The organism is Mesorhizobium sp. P2_B11, from assembly GCF_056404855.1.
Genome location: NZ_JBFUDF010000002.1, coordinates 531,597 through 551,183, shown reverse-complemented (window position 1 = coordinate 551,183; position 19,587 = coordinate 531,597). Strand labels below are relative to the sequence as shown.

At 62.7% G+C, this 19,587-nt stretch carries 17 protein-coding genes; 3 read left to right on the top strand and 14 right to left on the bottom strand.

Annotation, left to right across the window (positions count from 1 at the left end):
- Positions 1 to 198 precede the first annotated feature (198 nt).
- On the bottom strand, positions 199 to 1,551 hold the full coding sequence (gene glmM / locus AC1DYJ_RS07035; protein WP_477286652.1) for a phosphoglucosamine mutase: 1,353 nt from the start codon (positions 1,549 to 1,551) through the stop codon (positions 199 to 201).
- Positions 1,552 to 1,925: 374 nt separating this feature from the next.
- On the opposite strand from glmM, the gene AC1DYJ_RS07030 reads away from it, so the two are divergent.
- Complete coding sequence (locus AC1DYJ_RS07030; RefSeq protein WP_477286650.1) at positions 1,926 to 2,915, top strand: hypothetical protein; 990 nt, start codon at positions 1,926 to 1,928, stop codon at positions 2,913 to 2,915.
- 239 nt (positions 2,916 to 3,154) lie between these two features.
- Complete coding sequence (locus AC1DYJ_RS07025) at positions 3,155 to 3,607, top strand: hypothetical protein (protein ID WP_477286648.1); 453 nt, start codon at positions 3,155 to 3,157, stop codon at positions 3,605 to 3,607.
- A gap of 73 nt (positions 3,608 to 3,680) precedes the next feature.
- On the opposite strand, the gene ppk2 is transcribed toward AC1DYJ_RS07025, so the two are convergent.
- The 10 genes from ppk2 to ybgC form a co-directional block, all read right to left on the bottom strand.
- Entirely contained in the window at positions 3,681 to 4,610 is a 930-nt protein-coding gene (gene ppk2 / locus AC1DYJ_RS07020; RefSeq protein WP_477286646.1) for a polyphosphate kinase 2, read from the bottom strand.
- 180 nt (positions 4,611 to 4,790) lie between these two features.
- Positions 4,791 to 6,716, bottom strand: a complete 1,926-nt coding sequence (gene ftsH / locus AC1DYJ_RS07015; protein WP_477286644.1) for an ATP-dependent zinc metalloprotease FtsH — start codon at positions 6,714 to 6,716, stop codon at positions 4,791 to 4,793.
- Positions 6,717 to 6,835: 119 nt separating this feature from the next.
- Positions 6,836 to 8,218 (bottom strand): tRNA lysidine(34) synthetase TilS, encoded by a 1,383-nt coding sequence (tilS, locus tag AC1DYJ_RS07010; protein WP_477286642.1) that lies wholly within the window; start codon positions 8,216 to 8,218, stop codon positions 6,836 to 6,838.
- Positions 8,219 to 8,270: 52 nt separating this feature from the next.
- Positions 8,271 to 9,353, bottom strand: coding sequence for a tol-pal system protein YbgF (gene ybgF, locus AC1DYJ_RS07005; RefSeq protein WP_477286640.1), 1,083 nt, complete (start codon positions 9,351 to 9,353; stop codon positions 8,271 to 8,273).
- 213 nt (positions 9,354 to 9,566) lie between these two features.
- Positions 9,567 to 10,073, bottom strand: a complete 507-nt coding sequence (pal, locus tag AC1DYJ_RS07000) for a peptidoglycan-associated lipoprotein Pal (RefSeq protein ID WP_477286638.1) — start codon at positions 10,071 to 10,073, stop codon at positions 9,567 to 9,569.
- 263 nt (positions 10,074 to 10,336) lie between these two features.
- Positions 10,337 to 11,641, bottom strand: a complete 1,305-nt coding sequence (gene tolB / locus AC1DYJ_RS06995; protein ID WP_477286636.1) for a Tol-Pal system beta propeller repeat protein TolB — start codon at positions 11,639 to 11,641, stop codon at positions 10,337 to 10,339.
- Between the two features lie 40 nt (positions 11,642 to 11,681).
- Complete coding sequence (locus tag AC1DYJ_RS06990; RefSeq protein ID WP_477286634.1) at positions 11,682 to 12,839, bottom strand: energy transducer TonB family protein; 1,158 nt, start codon at positions 12,837 to 12,839, stop codon at positions 11,682 to 11,684.
- A gap of 7 nt (positions 12,840 to 12,846) precedes the next feature.
- Entirely contained in the window at positions 12,847 to 13,299 is a 453-nt protein-coding gene (gene tolR / locus AC1DYJ_RS06985) for a protein TolR (RefSeq protein ID WP_181057782.1), read from the bottom strand.
- An 11-nt stretch (positions 13,300 to 13,310) separates the two neighbouring features.
- Positions 13,311 to 14,021: a protein TolQ gene (gene tolQ / locus AC1DYJ_RS06980; RefSeq protein ID WP_477286632.1), complete on the bottom strand. Its 711-nt coding sequence runs from the start codon at positions 14,019 to 14,021 to the stop codon at positions 13,311 to 13,313.
- Positions 14,022 to 14,335: 314 nt separating this feature from the next.
- Positions 14,336 to 14,809, bottom strand: a complete 474-nt coding sequence (gene ybgC / locus AC1DYJ_RS06975; RefSeq protein ID WP_477286630.1) for a tol-pal system-associated acyl-CoA thioesterase — start codon at positions 14,807 to 14,809, stop codon at positions 14,336 to 14,338.
- Positions 14,810 to 14,874: 65 nt separating this feature from the next.
- On the opposite strand from ybgC, the gene AC1DYJ_RS06970 reads away from it, so the two are divergent.
- Positions 14,875 to 16,125: a glycoside hydrolase family 5 protein gene (locus AC1DYJ_RS06970; RefSeq protein ID WP_477286628.1), complete on the top strand. Its 1,251-nt coding sequence runs from the start codon at positions 14,875 to 14,877 to the stop codon at positions 16,123 to 16,125.
- An 11-nt stretch (positions 16,126 to 16,136) separates the two neighbouring features.
- Here the strand turns inward: AC1DYJ_RS06970 and AC1DYJ_RS06965 are convergent, their stop codons facing one another.
- The 3 genes from AC1DYJ_RS06965 to AC1DYJ_RS06955 all read right to left on the bottom strand — a co-directional run bounded on the left by AC1DYJ_RS06965 (position 16,137) and on the right by AC1DYJ_RS06955 (position 19,377).
- Positions 16,137 to 17,045 carry a metallophosphoesterase gene (locus AC1DYJ_RS06965; protein ID WP_477286626.1) on the bottom strand — a complete coding sequence of 303 codons (909 nt, stop codon included), beginning with the start codon at positions 17,043 to 17,045 and terminating at the stop codon, positions 16,137 to 16,139.
- Positions 17,046 to 17,178: 133 nt separating this feature from the next.
- Positions 17,179 to 18,213, bottom strand: a complete 1,035-nt coding sequence (ruvB, locus tag AC1DYJ_RS06960) for a Holliday junction branch migration DNA helicase RuvB (protein WP_477286672.1) — start codon at positions 18,211 to 18,213, stop codon at positions 17,179 to 17,181.
- Positions 18,214 to 18,252: 39 nt separating this feature from the next.
- Positions 18,253 to 19,377 (bottom strand): RNA ligase, encoded by a 1,125-nt coding sequence (locus AC1DYJ_RS06955; protein WP_477286624.1) that lies wholly within the window; start codon positions 19,375 to 19,377, stop codon positions 18,253 to 18,255.
- Between the last annotated feature and the right edge of the window lie 210 nt (positions 19,378 to 19,587).

The window sequence follows — 19,587 nt, the reverse complement described above, 5'->3', positions numbered from 1 at the left end:
AAAAAGCCCGCCTGGAGGGCGGGCCTTGAGGTCTTTGAGCCGGCAGTTCGCGCCTGCCGCTGGAGCAATTCCAGGAAAATGTGAGCGGTTTTCCCGGGAAAAGCGCGTAGCGCTTTCCCTTGGGAATTGCGTAAAAACAAAGAGATAGAGCGTTTCGCCCTTTCCGTGAAACGGCGAAACGCTCTGGAGGCAGCATGATCAGGCGGCGCTGCGCGTTTCCGAAATGATGTCGACGATGTCGTTGACCACGGCTTCGACGAGTTGTGGGTCGTCGCCTTCGGCCATGACGCGGATCAGCGGCTCGGTGCCGGAGGGCCGGATGACCAGTCGCCCGGCCTTGCCGAGACGGTTGCGCGCATCTTCGATCGCCGCCTTGACCGGGGCTTCCTCGAGCGGCTTGCCGCCGGCGATGCGGACATTCTTCAACAGCTGCGGCACCGGCTCGAACTTCTTCGACAATTCGCTGACCGGCCGGTTCTGCCGCTTGATGCAGGCCAGCACCTGCAGCGCCGAGACAAGCCCGTCGCCAGTGGTCGAGAAATCGGACAGCACGATGTGGCCTGATTGCTCACCGCCGACATTCAACCCATGCGCGCGCATATGCTCGACGACATAACGGTCGCCGACCTTGGTGCGGTGCAACTGCAGCTTGATGTCGCCGAGAAAGCGTTCGAGGCCGAGATTGGACATCACCGTCGAGACGACGCCGCCGCCGGCGAGCCGCCCGCTCTGGTGCCAGGACTCGGCAATCAGCGCCATGATCTGGTCGCCGTCGACGATCGTGCCGTTCTCGTCGACAATGACGACGCGGTCGGCATCGCCGTCGAGCGCGATGCCGATATCGGCGCGCACTTCATGCACCTTCTTCTGCAGACCGGCCGGATGGGTCGAGCCGCATTCCTTGTTGATGTTGAAGCCGTTCGGCTCGACATTGATGGCAATGACCTCGGCGCCCAGTTCCCAAAGGGCGGCCGGCGCCACCTTGTAGGCGGCGCCATTGGCGCAATCGACGACGATCCTGAGACCCGACAGAGACATCGAGCGTGGCAGCGTGCGCTTGGCGAATTCGATGTAGCGGTCATGCACGCCGTCGACGCGCTTGGCGCGGCCAAGCCCGTCGGAATCGGCCAGCGCCAATTCGATGTCCTTGTCGAGCATGCTCTCGATGCGCTCCTCGATCTCGTCGGAGAGCTTGTAGCCGTCAGGCCCAAACAGCTTGATGCCGTTGTCGAAGTAAGGATTGTGCGAGGCCGAGATCATGACGCCGATATCGGCGCGCAGCGAGCGCACCAGCATGGCCACCGCCGGCGTCGGAATCGGGCCGAGCAGGAACACATCCATACCGGCGGCACAAAGGCCGGCCACCATGGCATTCTCGATCATGTAGCCGGACAGCCGCGTGTCCTTGCCGAGCACGACGCGGTGGCGATGGCTGCCGCGCTGGAACGACAGGCCGGCGGCCATGCCGACCCGCATCGCGATCTCAGCCGTCATCGGAAATTTGTTGGCGCGCCCGCGAATGCCGTCGGTGCCGAAATATCGTCCTGCCATGTTAGCCAGAATCCCCGTCGGTTTTTCAGCCGGCTTCTAATGCCACAATCGGGCGGGCCTTACGATCACATTGTGTGATTGTATATTACGAATTCTTAGAAAATCATTGTAGCGGGCTGTCTAGGCCCGTTCGCCGCGCAGCACGATGACACGGTCTCGCCGCAATATACCAGTCACACTGGACCGCTCGGCGCAGTTTGATCCGGCAAACCCTGCTGTTGGAGGCCGCAGATCGCAATGATTTCATCACCTTGTCGAGAGCACGCGCTTTCCAGGGGTATCGGCGCGGGTTGGCATCTGGCGCAGCCTAGCGTTGAGAGCTATTGATTCACCAAAGGGACACCATCGGCGGCGGCAGCAACGGGAGAAACGCCATGCTCATCCATAAACTTGCAACTTTGACGGGTCTTGCCGTCGCAACCTTGTTCATGGCGGCGCCCGCCAGCGCGCTGACCATGGCCGAGTGCAGTACCAAGTATAATGCCGCCAAGGACGGCGGCACGCTGAACGGACAGACCTGGAATCAATTCCGTAAGGCCGAATGCGGCACCGACGCGGCCGCCACCACCGAGACCGCCAAGCCGGCCAAGAAGGCCGCCGCGGCCAAGGCGGACACGACCAAGGCAGCCGCTGCCGCCGACGACGGCGCCAAGGGCCTGACAGCCAAGGAATGCAGCGCCAAATACCAGGCGGCAAAGGCCGCCGGCACGCTCAACGGCGCGAAGTGGAACGACTTCCGCAAGACCGAATGCGCCGCCGGCGCATCCGCGGCGGTAGAACCCGCCAAGGCGACGACCAAGGCAGCAGCCGCAGCCGACGATGGCGCCAAGGGCCTGACATCAAAGGAATGCAGCGCCAAGTACCAGGCCGCCAAAGCTGCCGGCACGCTCAACGGCGCGAAGTGGAACGACTTCCGCAAGACCGAATGCGCCGCTGGCGCATCCGCGGCAGTACAACCGGCCAAGGCAGCTGCCGACAGCAGCGGCAAGGGCCTGAGCATGGCCGATTGCAGCGCCAAGTATCAGGCGGCCAAGTCTGCCAACACGCTGGGCGGCAAGAAGTGGAACGACTTCCGCAAGGCCGAATGCGGCGCAGGTGCAGATGACGACGACACCGTGCCGGCTCCGAGCGAGGCGAGCTACAAGGCCGATCCGGAAGCCCCGACCGTCGTTGCTCCCAAGGGCGTGAAGTTCCCGACCGCGATCTCCAAGAAATATGCCAGCGAAACCCCCGGCAAGGCCCGCATGCATACTTGCCTCGAGCAGTACTATGCTCTCAAGGACGCCAATGCGTTGAAAGGCCTGAAGTGGATTCAGAAGGGCGGCGGCTTCTACAGCCTGTGCAACGCCAAGCTGAAGAGCTGACCGCGTAGCCATATTCTCCAGACAAAGGCCCGCGCATGGCAACATGCGCGGGCCTTTTTGTTGCGCTCGAAGATGCCCGGCTTTGCTCGCGTCTACATGGCGGAAGCTGTCGGCATCATCTATTCGCCCACACTGCCCACCGCCAGACTTATCGATGGCTCGCAAAGATTCCGATTGAACATATACGGAACAAACAGTATACAAAAAGACATCGAACTTTTGTCAACCAGGAGGGTCTTATGTCCAGATTGAAATTGGTGGCATTGGTTGTGACGGCATGGGTTGCTTGGAGCGTCGCCCCCGCAAGCGCACTGACGATGAAGGAATGTGGCGAGGCCTATCGCACAGCCAAGGAAAGCGGCACTCTGAACGGCATGGATTGGAACGCTTTCCGCACGGAGAAATGCGCGACGTCCGCTGCGGAGAGTGCCAGCGCGGATACGGTCAAAACCGAGCCGCAGCCAAAGAAGGAAACCAGCGCGGCGGTCGCCCCCACTGTAGCACCGGAGGGCGTGACATTCCCGACCACCCTCGCCGCCGAGTTCAAGACCGAAAAGCCCGCGAAGGCGCGGATGAAGACCTGCCTGCAGGGTTACCACGGCAACAAGGACGCAGGTACGTTGAACGGCCTGCGCTGGATCCAGAAGGGCGGCGGCTATTACAGCCTGTGCAATGCACGGCTGAAGAGCTGATTTCCCAAGCTTCGAGCTGATAAAGGACCCCGCGGACCTGTCCAGGTTCGCGGGGTTTTTCTTTTGTGCAGGATCAGTAGACGGTCGGTACCCAGTGCTGGCTGGTCTTGGGCGGACGGACATAGCCGTCGTCCTTCTGACGCGGGCTCAGCTTTATCTTTGCCGGGCGGATCTCTTTATACGGAATCCGCGTCAGCAGATGACTGATGCAATTGAGCCTTGCCTTCTTCTTGTTGTCGGCATCGACGATGTTCCACGGCGACTGATCGGTATCGGTGAATTTCTGCATCATGTCCTTGGCCCGGGAATACTCGACCCAGTGTTCGCGCGACTTGAGGTCCATGGGCGACAGCTTCCAGCGCTTGATCGGGTTGTCGATGCGCTCCTTGAAGCGGCGTTCCTGTTCGTCGTCCCCAACCGAGAACCAGTATTTGATCAAGATGATACCGGACTTGATCAGCATTTCCTCGAACAGGGGGCAGGAGCGCAGGAACTCGCTGTATTCGTCGTCGGTGCAGAAGCCCATGACGCGCTCGACACCGGCGCGGTTGTACCAGGAGCGGTCGAACAGCACGATCTCACCCTTGCCGGGCAGGTGCTGGACATAGCGCTGGAAATACCATTGGCTGCGTTCGCGCTCGGTCGGCGTGCCCAACGCCACGACGCGGCAGATGCGCGGATTGAGGCTTTCGGTGATGCGTTTGATGACACCGCCCTTGCCGGCCGCGTCGCGGCCTTCGAAGATCACGACGACCTTCAACCCTTCCTTCTGGACCCAGTCCTGCAACTTGATCAGTTCGAATTGCAGCCGGACCAGTTCGTCGACGTAGCGGTAGGATTTTTTTGCGTCGGCGTGCTTGGCTTTCTTCTTCTTTTTCTTGCCGTAGCCGGCATCACCGTTCGGCAATTTCCAGGCTGCTTCCTTTGCCTCGCCCTCAACGGCGTCGAGATGGACCTCACCTCCGACCGGCGCATTTCTGGCCCGCTTGTCCTTCTTGCCCATGATAACCTCCCACGCACCCGCGTCGGTTGACCCGACGACAGCCGGCTAAATCAATACCGACTGTGAAAGGAGTCAAGCGAATGGATGCGACGTCGGTCCGGCCGGGAACTCTTGCGCCCAAAAACCAAAAACGCCGCGGTCAGACCGCGGCGTTTTTCCGATCGATGTCCGGGCCGTACCTCAGCTCGAAGGCTGAGGTTCCATGCCGCCTTCGGGCTCCGGGCCCTTCTTGCGACGGCCGGACTTCGGCACGGCCGAGCCACGGCTTGGCGGGGTATCATCGCCCAGATCGCGCGCCGGCTTCTGCCCGGCGATCAGCTGCTTGATCTCCTCGCCGGAGAGCGTCTCGTATTCGAGCAGGCCTTGCGCCAGGGCGATCCATTCCTTCTTCTTCTTGGTCAGGATGGACTTGGCCGAGACATAGGCCTCGTCGATCAGCCGGCGCACTTCGGCGTCGATGATCTGCGCGGTCTCTTCCGAGATGTTCTGCGTGCGCGCCACCGAATGGCCGAGGAAGACCTCTTCCTGGTTGTCGCCATAGGCGACATGGCCGAGCTTGTCGGAGAAGCCCCAGCGCGTGACCATGGCGCGTGCCAGCTTGGTTGCCTGCTCGATGTCGGAGGAAGCGCCCGAAGTGATGTTCTCCTTGCCGAACTTGAACTCCTCGGCGACGCGGCCGCCCATCATGATGGCAAGCCGCGAGACCATGTACTTGTAGCTCATCGAATAGCGGTCGCCTTCCGGCAGCTGCATGACCATGCCGAGCGCACGGCCGCGCGGGATGATGGTCGCCTTGTGCAGCGGATCGGCGGACGGCACGTTGAGCGCCAGAATGGCGTGACCGGCCTCGTGGTAGGCGGTGAGCTCCTTCTCGGCCTGGGTCATGGCCGACGAGCGGCGCTCGGCGCCCATCATGATCTTGTCCTTGGCGTCCTCGAACTCGGCCATGGTGACGAGGCGCTTGTTGCGCCGCGCCGCCATCAGGGCGGATTCGTTGACCAGGTTCATCAGATCGGCGCCGGAGAAGCCCGGCGTGCCACGTGCGACCACCTTGAGGTCGACATTGGGCGCCAGCGGCACGTTGCGCACATGCACCTTGAGGATCTTCTCGCGGCCGACGATGTCGGGGTTCGGCACCACCACCTGACGGTCGAAACGGCCCGGGCGCAACAGCGCAGGATCGAGCACGTCGGGCCGGTTGGTGGCGGCGATCAGGATGATGCTCTCGTTGGATTCGAAGCCGTCCATCTCGACCAGCAGCTGGTTCAGCGTCTGCTCGCGCTCGTCATTGCCGCCGCCGAGGCCCGCGCCGCGATGACGGCCGACGGCATCGATTTCGTCGATGAAGATGATGCAGGGCGCGTTCTTCTTGGCCTGATCGAACATGTCGCGCACGCGGCTTGCGCCGACGCCGACGAACATCTCGACGAAGTCCGAACCCGAAATGGTGAAGAAGGGCACGTTGGCTTCGCCGGCGACCGAGCGGGCGAGCAGCGTCTTGCCGGTGCCGGGAGGGCCGACGAGCAGCACGCCGCGCGGGATCTTGCCGCCCAGGCGCTGGAACTTCTGCGGATCGCGCAGGAACTCGACGATCTCTTCCAGATCTTCCTTGGCCTCGTCGACGCCGGCGACATCCTGGAAGGTGACACGGCCATGCGCCTCGGTCAGAAGCTTGGCCTTCGACTTGCCGAAGCCCATGGCGCGCCCGGAGCCGGACTGCATCTGGCGCATGAAGAATATCCACACGCCGAGGATCAGGATCATCGGCAGGTAGGAGATGAGATAGCTGAACAGCGAGCCGGAGCCGTCCGATTCAGGACGTGCGTTGATGGTGACGTTCTTGTCCTGCAGCCGCGAGACCAGCTGCGGGTCGCCAGGCGAATAGGTCTGGAAGCCGTTGGCGTTGTCGGCGTAGGTGCCGGAGATGCGGGCGCCGGCGATGACCACGGTCTTGACCCGGCCGGCCGCGACCTCCTGCAGGAACTGCGAATAGGGAACGTCTTGCGAGGCTCCGCGCGTCTGCGGCGTCTGGAACAGATTGAAGAGAGCAATGAGCAAGACCGCTATGATCGCCCAGAGCGCGAGATTGCGATAATTCGGATTCATCAATTGTCCCGTTGGTACCTGGTGGGGCACGCGTATGAGGAAACTTGGGCCTAACATAGGGAGAGCGCCTCCCCTTGCCAAGCATAACAGCACGTCTGGGTTAAGCTTTCACGCCACCATCAACCGGCACTGTGGCGGCTGGAAGGCAAGGCCGGGACGGGCGGCGCGCCCGTCAGTTCGGCGATGGCCCCGGCCAGCGCCAGATCGAAGCACGGCAGGAAGCGTGCAAAAGGCGTCACGGCCGGGCTGAGGGCATTTGCCGGCACCGTCGTTGCATCCCCGGCAAAGCCAAGGCATTCGCCGCCGCGCCACAGCGCCGGTTCCGCAGCCAAAGCGGCGCGGACAAGGCTCGGCGGTGCGCCATTCCCGGCAATCGCTTTGGCGGCGGCGGCAGCGCCGAGCGGCGCGATCAACAATGCCCCGGACCTGTCGCCCAATGTGATCGCCTCTGCTTCGGTGACCCGCCTGCGACCGTCCCAGAGTCCCACCGCCAGCGGTGCGGCGGGCGGCAGGTCGCGCGATTCACGGTACAGGAAGATGCCGGTGCGCCTGCTATCGACGACCGTCCGCGACAATGTGGCGCAAAGCGGTCCGGCCCGCATTTGCTCCAACAGCGCTTCGCTACGCGCCTGGTCCGGCAACAAGGCGACGCCGCCGGTCGCCGCCAGCAGAACACGCAGCGCATAGACCGCTGCATCCGCGTCGTCGGCTTTGACCAATCCGGGATCGAGGCGGATGAGACCCTTCGCCGGCCGGCTGGCAAATTCACCGATCAGCCCGGCGGCGCGGCGGCCGAGTTGTTCGCGCTCGGCTGCGGCACGCCTGGCCAGGCCGATCGCCTCGGCAAAACGCTGCCCGCTCCGGTCTTCGCCGAGCACGCTGCGAATGCGCGGCCGCTCGAAATGCGCATCCGTGTTGGTCGGGTCGTCCGCCCAGCCGACATGTTCGCGCCGCAGGAAGGCGCGCAATGCCGCGCGCCGTACACCGAGCAGCGGCCGCGCGATCCAGATCCGCCAGTCATAAAGGGTTGCCGGCGCCATGCCGGCGAGGCCTCGGCCTGCCGTTTCACCAGGCTCGTGACCATCATTTCGCGCGGCTCGCATCAGCACGGTCTCGGCCTGGTCGTCCGCGGTGTGTCCGGTCACGATCACACCGATGCCTAGCGCTTGCGCGGCCTCGGCCAGCAGCCGGTAGCGTGCCTCGCGCGCCGCGGCGGGCAGGCCGGTCGACGGCTTGGCGCCGGACCAGTTGAGCGTGCGGTGCATGATGCCGCGCTCGGCACAGAGCTTTGCCACCGCGTGTGCTTCCGCCGCCGCTTCCGGACGCAGACCGTGGTCGATCGTCACCGCCAGCAGCCTGGCTGTCGGGGCGCTGCGGTCGAGGTGAGCTTTGAGGAGAAGAAGGAGGGCGGTCGAGTCGCTGCCGCCGGACACGGCCGCAACAGCGCCGTTGGAAAAGTCTATCGTTGAAAAGTCCGAAAGGTCAGGCTCGGTATCGAGCATCAATGCATGTCGCCCAAAACTGGTCCCCGGACGCCGACACGCAAGGCGAAGACTAGCACGCCGCCAGCGCCCTTTCCTGTTTGACGCGTTCCTTGAGCGCGGCCGAAATATCGGGATAGCGCTTGCCGATCTCGCCGAAAGTGGCGCAGGCGACATCCTTCTGCTTAAGGCCGACCAGCGACACACCGAGCTTCAAAAGCATGTCGGGCGCCTTCTTGGCCTTCGGATAGTCCTTGCTGGCCGCGAGGAAAACCTCGGCCGCGTCATGATACTTCTGCTGGCCGAGCAGGGATTCACCCAGCCAGTAATGCGCATCCGCCGCCTTGGCGTCCTTGGGGAAGCGGGAGATGTGGTCGCGAAACCCCTGCTCCGCGGTGCTGTAGTCGCCCGACAGGATAAACTGGTAGGAGTTGCGGTAGATTTCTTCCGGATCGTTGGTGGAAGGCAGCGCCGCCACCACCGTGCCGTTGGACTTGCCGGTCTTGGGGCCGGTCGCCGGCGCCTCGGCGGCAGGCGCCGCACCTTCCGCCGGCGCGATCGCCTGCGTGTTGCCGCCAGCGTCGACCACATTGCCGTTCTTGTCGACAGTGATGGTGCCGAAGGTCTTTGGCGGGGTGCCGGTGATCACCTTGCCGGGATCGCCGGTCTGCGATTCGACGATGACTTCGCCGACGCTCTGGCCGCCATCCGATTGTGCAGCCGAATCGGCCGGCGCCTGCGTTGCCGGGGCTTCGGCAACGCTGTTGCCGGTATCGCCATCCTGCGGCGCGGCCTCTGACTTCTTCTGCGCCGGCGGCTGCCCGCTGGAGCCGCCTTCCAGCTGCTGGAAGCGGAACTCGTTGTCTTCCTGCTGCTTGCGCATCTGCTCCTGCATCTGCAGGACCTGGAAATTGAGTTCCTCGATCTTGCCGTTCATCTGCCGCAGCTGTTCTTCGAGGCTGGCGGCGGTGGTGCCGTCCTGCTGCTGCGCGATCTGTTGCTGCTCCGGCTTCTCCTTCTTGCCGAAAATGCCGAGCGTCGGCAGATGGAAGGAAAAGCCGCTATCGGCGGGTTGTCCGGTGCCGCTCGCAGTAGCCGCGAAGCCTGATAGGAGCAGCAGCGCAAGCGTGCCGCTCAAGACCGATCTGAAATGCATGTGCCTCTCGCCGTGTAATTCGTGAGCCTGTTCGCGCCTTCCAATCACAGTGGGACCAGCCAGGCGCCCTCGGCTCTTAGCAGGAGGCGAGACTTCGGCCAAATTTTGTTTCCGCATTTTGTTTCCGGGACCAGAACTGAAAAAGGCGGCCAATGGCCGCCTTTCGCATGGAGGTGTTGCAATTATGCGACTAAAGCGCCGCCATCTTGCTTATCAGGAGCCGGCGCCGGAGAGCGTGGTGACGGCGCGGCGATTCTGCGACCAGCAGGAGATGTCGTCGCAAACCGCGACCGGGCGCTCCTTGCCGTAGGAAATCGTCTTAAGGCGGCTTGCCGAAACGCCCTTGGCAACCAGGAAGTCACGGGTGGCGGCCGCGCGGCGGGCGCCAAGCGCCAGATTGTATTCGCGCGTGCCGCGCTCATCGGCATGGCCTTCGACGACGATGGCATACTGCTTGTACTGGTTGAGCCACTGCGCCTGGCGCGACAGCGTCGTCTGCGCATCGGCGCGGATCGCGGTCGAGTCGGTGTCGAAGAAGATACGGTCGCCGATGTTGACGGTGAAGTCCTGCGCCGAGCCGGGCGTTGCGGCACCCGCGCCATTGAGGCCGAGGTCGGCGGCGTTGTTCGGGGTTTTCTTCGAGGCGCAACCGGTGATGGCGAGCATCGCGATCAGCGCAATCATCGCCGGGTTTCTGGTAAGTGCTGCGATACGGCCCATGCCGCCTCTCCTTCGTATTTCGAGTGATTTCGTTGATCACCCAGTAACCACGTTTGGGTTAACCGGCATTCAAGAAACACGGTTAAAATTTGGTTTCAGCCGCCCGTCCGCAGCCGAAATCACCTGATGCCACAATGGTCGCGGACCGTAGGCGGAAATGCGGCCAAAAGGCGACTTTGGCGTGAAAAAAGCCCCGAAACGGGGCTTTTAGGGCACTGTTGCCAAGTTGCAACGAGGCGCGCAGCGGCTCGGCTGAAACGTGGTTACTCCAGCAGCGGCGACCAGGCCGGGTCCGAAGCGAAATTCGCGGTCGGTATCGACTGCTCGTTGCGGCCGGTGAGGTCGACCGAAACCAGTTTTGGGCCACCGGCGGAGTCGCGGAAGAACATTAGCACGCGGCCGTTGGGCGCCCAGGTCGGTCCTTCCTGCTGGAAGCCCGAGGAGAGGATGCGCTCGCCCGAGCCGTCGGTCTTCATCACGCCGATCTGGAATTCGCCGCCGGTCTGCTTGGTGAAGGCGACGAGGTCGCCGCGCGGCGACCACACCGGCGTCGAATAGACGCCGTCACCGAACGAGATGCGGGTCTGGCCCGAGCCGTCGGCACCCATCACATAAATCTGTGCGCGACCGCCACGGTCGGAGGTGAACACCACCTTGCTGCCGTCCGGCGAATAAGAGGGCGAGGTGTCGATGGCGGTCGAGTTGGTCAGCCGGGTTGTCGAGCGGCTGCGCAGATCCATGGCGAAGATGTTGGAATTGCCGTCATCGCGCAGCAGGCTCATGATCACCTTCTGGCCATCGGGCGAAAAGCGTGGCGCAAAGGTCATGCCGGGAAAGTTGCCGACCAGCTCGCGCTGCCCGGTCTCGATCTGCAGCAGATACACCCGCGGCTGGCCGCTTTCGTACGACATATAGGTGATTTCCTGCCGGTTCGGCGAGAAACGCGGCGTCAGCACGATCGATTTGCCGTCCGAGAGATAGCGGACGTTGGCGCCGTCCTGGTCCATGATGGCGAGGCGCTTCTTGCGCGCATTCTTGGCGCCGGATTCGTCGATGAAGACGACGCGGGTGTCGAAATAGCCTTTCTCGCCGGTCAGCCGCTCATAGATCGCGTCGGCGATGATGTGGGCGACGCGCCTGGTGTTGGCGTCGTTGGCGAAGAACTGCTCGCCCGACATCTGTTGGCCGGCAAAAGTGTCCCACAGCCGGTACTGGGCGCGGATACGGCCGTCCGCCTCCTTGCCGACGCTACCGGTAACCAGCGCCTGCGCATTGATCACCTTCCAGTCGTCGAACCGCGGCTGCGCATCCGGATTGGCGATCTTCTCGATGAAGGCGTTCTTGTCTATCGGGGCGAACAGGCCGGAGCGTTTCAGATCTGCGCTGACGATATCGGAAATCTGAGCGCCAATCTCACCTTGAAAATCGGTGATGGCGATTGGCAACGGCTCGACATTGCCCTTGTTGACGTTGATCTCGACGAGTGCTCGCGCCGGCAAGGTGGCAACGGCAGTCATGCCCAGCGCCATGGCTGCAATCGTCAGGAGCGACTTGAGGATGGATTTCATGTCTTCTCGCTTCTCTTAACTGATTTGGTGGACGCCAGGCCTAGAGCCCAAGCATCTCCCTAGGATCGAAGGTGACCCGAACCTGGGCCCAGATATCCTGCTTGCCGGCGGGAACTTGCAGACCAGCCATGTTTGCTTTCTGGACGGCACGCACCGCACTCTCGTCGAATTGGCGGTTTCCGCTCGACTTTTCGACGGTCGGACGGCCGTCAAGCTTGCCGGAGGCATCCAGATTGAACACGATCACGGCGACGAAGTTTTCCGAGCCTTCGAGCCCGGCCGGAAGGGTCCAGTTATTGCCGAGCTGATCCGACAAAGTGCCCATTTCGGCCTGCGACAGTTTCTGGCCCTGGGTCTTGTCGGCGCCGAGCGACGCCTGCTGCGTCGAGCGCTTGTCGCCGCCGCCAGAAGGCTTCTGCTTGTCGAGCAGCTGAGTGATCTCACCTTCATTGAACTGCTTTTCCTCGGACTTCGGCTTCGACGACGCTTCCTTGACCGGCTTCTCGGCATCCTTGCGGTCCGGCGCCTTGGCGCTTTCAGCCTGCGCAGGTTGCGGCTTCGGCCGCGCTTCGGGCGCGGGTGCGGAATTCGGCAACTGCGCCTCCTCCGGAGGCTGTTGTTCCGATATGGCGTCGGCGACAGCGTCGGGCTTGACCTCGGGCTTCGACTGGATGGCGGCAGTCGTGTCCGGCTGTGGCGCGGGCGCCGGCTCCTTCACCGGCGTCGGCTTCGGTTCAACCTGCTTCACCGGCTCGGGCTTGACCTCTTCCTTCGGCTGCGGCGTTGGCGCCACTTCCGTTGCCGGTGTCGGCTTCGGCTCTTCCTTTGGCTTCGGCGTGTCCTCGGTCTTCGGCTTTTCGGTCGGCGTCGGCGCCGGGGCAGCCGTCGCTGTTTTCTCGACCGGCTTCGGCTTGGGCTCGTCCGTCACCGGCTTGTCGGTGTCGACGCTGTTCTCACCAATCGTCTGTGCCGCCGGCACGATATCGGGCCGCTTGGTCGGGGTGGGGGCCGGCTTTTCGCGCATCACGGCTTTCTTGTCGCCCTGCAGCGTCTGCGCGACGGCCTCCACCGGCACGATGGCGACCGAGACCGATTCAGCATCGGACGCCGGCATGGCAGGCGGCGACGACAGCGTGAACAGCCCGAAGGCCAACGCTACCGTATGCAAGATCACCGATGTGGTGAGGCCGGTCCGCATCTTGGTGCTACTGTTCCTGTTCCTGCAGTGAAACCAGGCCGATGTTCTTGTAGCCAGCGGCCGAAATGCGGGCCATCACCTTCATAGCGGTGCCATAGTCGGTCGACTTGTCGCCGCGGATGAAGATGCGCTCCTCATAACCCGTCTTGGAGATCGCCTGAAGCTTGGCCACCAGTTCTTCGATCGGGATTTCGGTCTCTTGCAGATAAATCTGGCCCGCGGCGTTGATCGAGACAGTGATCGGTTGCGTGTCGGCGTTCATCGCCTTGGCCTGCGTGTCCGGCAGGTCGATCGGCACGCCGACCGTCAGCAGGGGGGCCGCGACCATGAAGATGATCAACAGCACCAGCATCACGTCGACCATCGGCGTGACGTTGATTTCCGATATCAGCGCGTGATGGCGGCCGCGCCGCCTGTGGCCGCGCCCGCCGCGTCCCGAGATGCCTACGGACATACCCATCTTGCTGCTCCTCAGGCCTTCGGCGCTACTTTTTCATCGATTTGGCGCGAGAGTATGGCGGAGAACTCGTCCGAGAACCCTTCCATCCGCACCGCGATCTTGTTCGCGTCCGATGACAGCTTGTTGTAGGCGATAACAGCCGGGATGGCGGCGAGCAGGCCGATGGCCGTTGCCAGCAGCGCCTCGGCGATGCCCGGCGCCACCACCGAAAGACTGGTATTCTTGGAAGCAGCAATGGCCTGGAAAGAAGTCATGATGCCGATGACGGTGCCGAACAGGCCGATGAAGGGTGCGGCGGAACCGGTGGTGGCGAGGAAGCCGAGCCGTCCCTCCAGCCGCTCCATCTCGCGCGTCAGCGCCAGATCCATGGCCTTGTCGATACGAGTCTGCAGGCCGAGCGGCGATTTGGCGCCCTTCTCAAAGCTCTTCTTCCATTCGCGCATCGCGGCGACAAAGATCGCGCCCATGCCCGTGGTCTTGCGATCGGCGAGCGTGCGGTAAAGCTCCTCCAGCGACTGTCCCGACCAGAACACCTGTTCGAAACGGTTGAGCGACAGCCGCATGCGGGCATAGCTGACCAGCTTGTCGACGATGATCGCCCAGGTCCAGACCGAGGCGCAGAGCAGACCGATCATGACCAGCTTGACCACCCAGCCGGCCTGCATGAACAGCGCCCAAATCGACAAATGCGCTGCCGGGTCGGCGAGTGCGATATTTTCCATCGTTCAAGTCCTTAAGATTTTCCGGGCATCGCTGGCGGCTGGCCCATGGGCATCCCTTGTGGTCCGTTCGCGCTGGGCTTGCGGATTACCCCAAAATGCACCGTTAGCGGCCTTTTCAGGGCAAATATTGGTGAAAGGAAGGCGCGCGGATTCTTCCAATCTTCACCGATCTCTTCATGAACCGTTATGGTTAAGGATGGGTTAGGAAATATGGCGCGGCGCATTGCCGCGCCCCGGGTGGAGTCGCGGCGGCCACGCTTCTTGTTCTGCAGGTGCACTCAAACGCCGCTCGGAGTCGCCGGCGACACGCAGCCTTACCCGTTTGCCTTCGGTATGAAGGCTGCTATCCATTCTTTCGGGAAGCGTTTCGGCCGGCCATTCTCGCCGATGATCGCCGCCTGGACCTTCGCCTCGACCAGCACCTCGTCGCCGCGCTTCAATTGCTGAGCCATGACGATGCGGGCGCCGGAAATGTCTTCGGTGCGCGTGTCGATGGTCAGGATATCGTCCATGCGGGCGGGCGAACGAAAATCGATCTCCATGCGACGCACCACCCAGACGATGCGCTCGCCGTGCTTGCCCTCGTGAAGTTCGGTGTGGTGGACGCCGGCCAGCCTGAGATAGTCGGAGCGGCCGCGCTCGAAGAATTCGAGATAGCGCGCGTGGTAGACGACGCCGGAGAAGTCGGTGTCGGCATAATAGACCCGCGCCATCAGCCGATGGCCGAATTCCGTCAGCGCCCCGGATAGCCCGGCAGTGAGCGCCGCCGATTCACCATGATCGTCCATCGCGCTTTCCTTTTTGCCCCCGGCGGGGCACCTGTCTTGCCAAAATCACCAGCGCAGCAAACCGGATGGCACTGTTGACGGCGATGATCAAGACCTTGATGGCGGCGCTGCTGGTGCTGGCGGCGTCCGCGCTGCCCGGCCAGGCCGCAAGCTTTTCGATGAAGCGCGGCCTCAACCTCGACCAGTGGACGACCTGGGTCGGGGAAGACAAATGGAACGACCCCAAAGCCATCCTGCCCTATCCGGAATGGCGCAAGTTCCTCAACGAGGACGACCTCAAGGCGCTGAAGGCCGCCGGCTTCGACTTCCTGCGCATGCCGGTCGACCCCTCGCCGTTCATGTCGGACCAGACCACGGCGCTGCGCGACGACCTTTATGCCAGCGTGCGGGACTCGGCCCGCATGATCAACCGCGCCGGCCTGAAAGTGATCGTCGACATGCACCTCATACCGGCTGGTGGTGGCCGCGAGATCGGCATGGGCCAGGTGATGGACGATCCCGCCATTTTCGACGCCTATGTCGAGGTCATCCGCAAAATGGCGCGCACGCTCGCCGCAGAGGATCCGACGCAGGTCGCTTTCGAGCCCATGAACGAGCCGATCGTCGACTGCGACAGTGACGGCACCAGCCTGTGGCCGGAGCGTCAGCAGAAACTGTTCGCCGCCGCGCGCGCCTCGGCCACCAGGCTGACGCTGATCCTGACCGGCGCCTGCTACTCAAATGCGACTTCGCTGGTGAAGATCGACCCGAAGACGATCCCTGACGACAACATCATCTGGACGTTCCACTCCTACGATCCGTTCCTGCTGACCCATCAGGGCGCAACCTGGGCCGGCGATTTCATTCCTTATGTCACCGGCCTGCCCTATCCGCTCACCGCAGTGCCGCGTGCCGAACTCGATGCAAAGCTGGACGCGATCCGCGCCAAGATGAAGGCTGAGGCGCCGTGGACCAGGCGCAATGGCCTGCTCGCCTATCTCGACGAGCAGGTGGCGAGCATGGACACGGACGAGAAGCTGCTTGGGGTCATGGATGCACCCTTCGAAAAGGTCGATGCCTGGGCCAAGGCCAATGGCATCAAGCCGGAAAACATCACGCTGGGCGAGTTCGGCATGATCCGCCAGGAGTATGGCAATCACTATGTGATGCCGCCGCAATACCGCGCGGCTTACGTCAAGGACATGATCGCGCGCGCCGAGGCGCACGGTTTCTCATGGTCGGTGTGGAGTTTTGGCGGCGCCTTCGGCATCGTCGATGCCTTCAACGGCGAAAAAGCCGAGCCTGCCGTGATGGATGCGATCCGATCGCTTCCCTAGCAGAGCGGGCGCTAGGCTGAACCTAGATCGATCTGCAGAATCTCCGGCCGCATACCAAAGCGCACCGGTGCAATGCTGAAGCCGAGCCCGCCTGAGACAATCAGGTTACGGTCATTCTCGACGACATGGCCATAGGCGAAACGATTGCCGAAGCGGGACGGCACCACCGGCGAATAGCCGAACAGCCTGACCTGTCCGCCATGGGTGTGGCCCGACAGCGTCAGCGAGACCCGCCATGGCACTTCAGGGAAAATGTCGGGCTCGTGGGCGAGCAGGATGATCGGCGCCTGGTCGGTGATCTTGGCCAGCGTGCCGTCGAGATCGTCCAGGCCCTTGCCACGGCTGCGGCCCCAGGCCCGGCCGGGGAGCAGCGCCAACTGATCGGCAAGACCGGCGAGCCAGAAGCCGTGCCCGTCCTTTTCCAGGCGCACGACATCGTTTTCCAGCACCGGAATGCCGACGGCCTCCAGCGCCTTGCGTGAAATCGTCGGTCCGGCGCCGGCCTTTTGCGCGGTGCGGTCTTCCCACCAGTCATGGTTGCCGAGGACAGACCACACGCCGAGCGGCGCCGTGAGGCCGGAAAGTGCCGGCGCCCATTCCGAGGCATCCACCCAGCCCGTCACCATGCGCGTCCCGGCCGGATAGTCGCCAAGCATGAGGATCACATCCGGCTTGAGCGCATTCGCCTCGGCGGCGAGCGAAGCGATCCGCTCCGGCGTCATCCAGGGGTGGCAGGCATGGATATCGGAAAGCACCGCGACGCGCAGCTTCAAACCCGCCGGCCAATGCGGCGGCGTCAGATGATAGCGCTTCACATGCGTCAGCAGCATCGGCTCGATGCCAACCGCATAGGCGCTGAGCGAAGCCAGCGAGAGGAACGAACCCCCGACGAATTTCAGGAACCCGCGTCTGGTGATCACTTTCCCGGCTCCGGCGCTTGATCGGAGCGGTCCGCGCCGACATTACGCTCGATAAAATCCAGGAATGCGCCTTCACGCTGGCAGGCTTGAGGAGATTCTGCGCAGACAAACCGTTCCGGAGAACAAATCTCCGTTACTCCTCCTGGAACAGGTTGATCTGCTGCTGGGCCAGGTCCTTCGGCACATCGAGGCCGAGATGGCGCCAGGCATTGGCGGTCAGCACGCGGCCTCGCGGCGTGCGCTGAATGAAACCCTGCTGGATCAGATAGGGCTCGATAATATCCTCGATGGCGTCGCGCGGCTCCGACAGGCCGGCGGCAATGGTCTCGATGCCGACGGGACCGCCGCCGAAATTGCGGGCGATCATCGAGAGATAGCGGCGGTCGAGCGCGTCGAGGCCGAGCCCGTCGACCTCCAGCCGCGTCAGGGCTTCGTCGGCAATCTGCCTGTCGACATGACCGTCGCCGGCAACGGAGGCGAAATCGCGCACCCGGCGCAGCAGCCGGCCGGCGATGCGCGGCGTGCCGCGGGCGCGGCGCGCGATCTCGAGTGCACCATCGTCGCCGAGCGGCATTTGCAGGATACGGGCGCCACGGCGCACGATCTGCTCCAGCTCCTCGACCGAATAGAAATTGAGCCTCACCGGAATGCCGAAACGGTCGCGCAGCGGATTGGTCAACAGCCCAAGCCGCGTGGTGGCAGCGACCAGCGTGAAGCGGGCAAGGTCGATCTTGACCGAGCGCGCCGCCGGCCCCTCGCCGATGATCAGGTCGAGCTGGAAATCCTCCATCGCCGGATAGAGGATTTCCTCCACCGCCGGATTGAGTCGGTGGATCTCGTCGATGAACAGCACGTCGCGGTCTTCGAGATTGGTGAGCAGCGCCGCGAGGTCGCCGGCCTTGGCGATGACCGGGCCCGAGGTCGAACGGAAATTGACGCCGAGTTCGCGCGCCATGATCTGCGCCAGTGTCGTCTTGCCCAGTCCCGGCGGACCGACGAACAGCACATGGTCGAGCGCCTCGCTGCGGCCCTTGGCAGCCTCGATGAACACTTTGAGATTGGCCCTGACCGCTGCCTGGCCGACGAAATCGGCAAGCGTCTGCGGCCGCAAGGTCTGCTCGGCATCCTCGCCGCGTTTGTCGGGCGCAATGAGACGCTCGTTCACAATCTATCCTCGTCCTTGCTCGGGCATTCCAAACTCATCCGGTCAACCGGCCTCCACGATCACAGCAGGAGACTTCCATGACATGCCATAGAGATCGCGGATGCTTTCAAGCCGCGACTCACTGAAGCTGGCCCAGAGTAATTGTTTCCTGAGCACTTCGCTGCCGTCTTTTCCATCGAACATGGCAAAGGCGACTGGCTGAAGTCTCTTGTCGAGATTTGAGCCAACAGCAGCGGCGAACTCCTTCCGCCCCCGGCCCGAGTGTTCGGCAACGAAGGATTCAACCTCGCGAAGGTGACTGTTGAGACCGTTGGCCACCACGAGTTGGTAGGCCTTCAGGGCCTCGGCGAGGTCAGGCGCCAGGAGGGGGACGACATCGTCGACCGCCCCTTCCGCCACCCATGCGAGAATGTTTTTCTCGAAGGCGAGGCCGGACAGCGCTTTATGCCGCAAAGCATAGAACGCGGTCTTGAGCTTGAGTCTGTGGCCATCCTCGAAAGCGATGACATAGCCCTCGATACCTTCCTGGCCTCGTGCAAGCGTTGCGAACTCCTTCGTTGAGCCCGCATACTGAAGCGGCTGGATCAGCGGCACGTCGAATTGATCGGCCAGCGATTGAAGTTCCTGGTGCGACGAATAGCGTCCGGTTCGGTTATCGCGTGCGGCCAGGAGCGTCAGCGACGGCTGATCATAAGCGATGACGACCCTGTTTTCGGACGATGTAAATTCGAAAAGCGCCGTCATACCTGCTTCAATAGCGGCTTTCGAAAGCTTGAGAACGTTCTCCCCGGCATACGACAAGGCGATCTTCGACTGCGTCGTGATACCCATCCGCGTCATGAACACCAGTTCACCACTGATGACACAGGGATGAACCATCGAGCCGTCGAGCTTTGACATGACGATGTGAGGCAATGCCCAGTCGATATCTTCCGGACGCTGCCTCTCTCCGAGATTGAAGAACTTGTGGAACGGACGAGCCATAAGCCGTCCATCCTTGGTGAACTTCAGGCCACGGCACTCCAGCGCCATGGGGCTCCGGAAAGTCTCGTCACCCACAAATCCATAGTCGATGACATCGTAGTTATCGAACCGCGTTACAAAGAACCCGATATTGCCCTGAATATGCGGCAAAACATCATCTATGGTTTCGATTATCGGGAACATTTCCCACCCCAAAATAAAAAGGCCGCTTCTTTGGAAGCGGCCTGACGAACGGATTGCTGTGGTAAGCTATCTTCGACAATGCCGCAGGCGCGCGCGACGTTCGGACTCGGCAAATGCCGGTCCCGAATTTACCTGATTGTTGATGGCGAAAAGGCGCACGTCGGATACTCTTGCAAAATCGATAACATTAAGAAAACCAAACCACACGCG

What these genes read in the sequence shown, in the direction of transcription:
- glmM (WP_477286652.1), bottom strand. Translation starts at nt 1,551, where the DNA reads ATGGCAGGACGATATTTCGGCACCGACGGCATTCGCGGGCGCGCCAAC.
- AC1DYJ_RS07030 (WP_477286650.1), top strand. Translation starts at nt 1,926, where the DNA reads ATGCTCATCCATAAACTTGCAACTTTGACGGGTCTTGCCGTCGCAACC.
- AC1DYJ_RS07025 (WP_477286648.1), top strand. Translation starts at nt 3,155, where the DNA reads ATGTCCAGATTGAAATTGGTGGCATTGGTTGTGACGGCATGGGTTGCT.
- ppk2 (WP_477286646.1), bottom strand. Translation starts at nt 4,610, where the DNA reads ATGGGCAAGAAGGACAAGCGGGCCAGAAATGCGCCGGTCGGAGGTGAG.
- ftsH (WP_477286644.1), bottom strand. Translation starts at nt 6,716, where the DNA reads ATGAATCCGAATTATCGCAATCTCGCGCTCTGGGCGATCATAGCGGTC.
- tilS (WP_477286642.1), bottom strand. Translation starts at nt 8,218, where the DNA reads ATGCTCGATACCGAGCCTGACCTTTCGGACTTTTCAACGATAGACTTT.
- ybgF (WP_477286640.1), bottom strand. Translation starts at nt 9,353, where the DNA reads ATGCATTTCAGATCGGTCTTGAGCGGCACGCTTGCGCTGCTGCTCCTA.
- pal (WP_477286638.1), bottom strand. Translation starts at nt 10,073, where the DNA reads ATGGGCCGTATCGCAGCACTTACCAGAAACCCGGCGATGATTGCGCTG.
- tolB (WP_477286636.1), bottom strand. Translation starts at nt 11,641, where the DNA reads ATGAAATCCATCCTCAAGTCGCTCCTGACGATTGCAGCCATGGCGCTG.
- AC1DYJ_RS06990 (WP_477286634.1), bottom strand. Translation starts at nt 12,839, where the DNA reads ATGCGGACCGGCCTCACCACATCGGTGATCTTGCATACGGTAGCGTTG.
- tolR (WP_181057782.1), bottom strand. Translation starts at nt 13,299, where the DNA reads ATGGGTATGTCCGTAGGCATCTCGGGACGCGGCGGGCGCGGCCACAGG.
- tolQ (WP_477286632.1), bottom strand. Translation starts at nt 14,021, where the DNA reads ATGGAAAATATCGCACTCGCCGACCCGGCAGCGCATTTGTCGATTTGG.
- ybgC (WP_477286630.1), bottom strand. Translation starts at nt 14,809, where the DNA reads ATGGACGATCATGGTGAATCGGCGGCGCTCACTGCCGGGCTATCCGGG.
- AC1DYJ_RS06970 (WP_477286628.1), top strand. Translation starts at nt 14,875, where the DNA reads ATGGCACTGTTGACGGCGATGATCAAGACCTTGATGGCGGCGCTGCTG.
- AC1DYJ_RS06955 (WP_477286624.1), bottom strand. Translation starts at nt 19,377, where the DNA reads ATGTTCCCGATAATCGAAACCATAGATGATGTTTTGCCGCATATTCAG.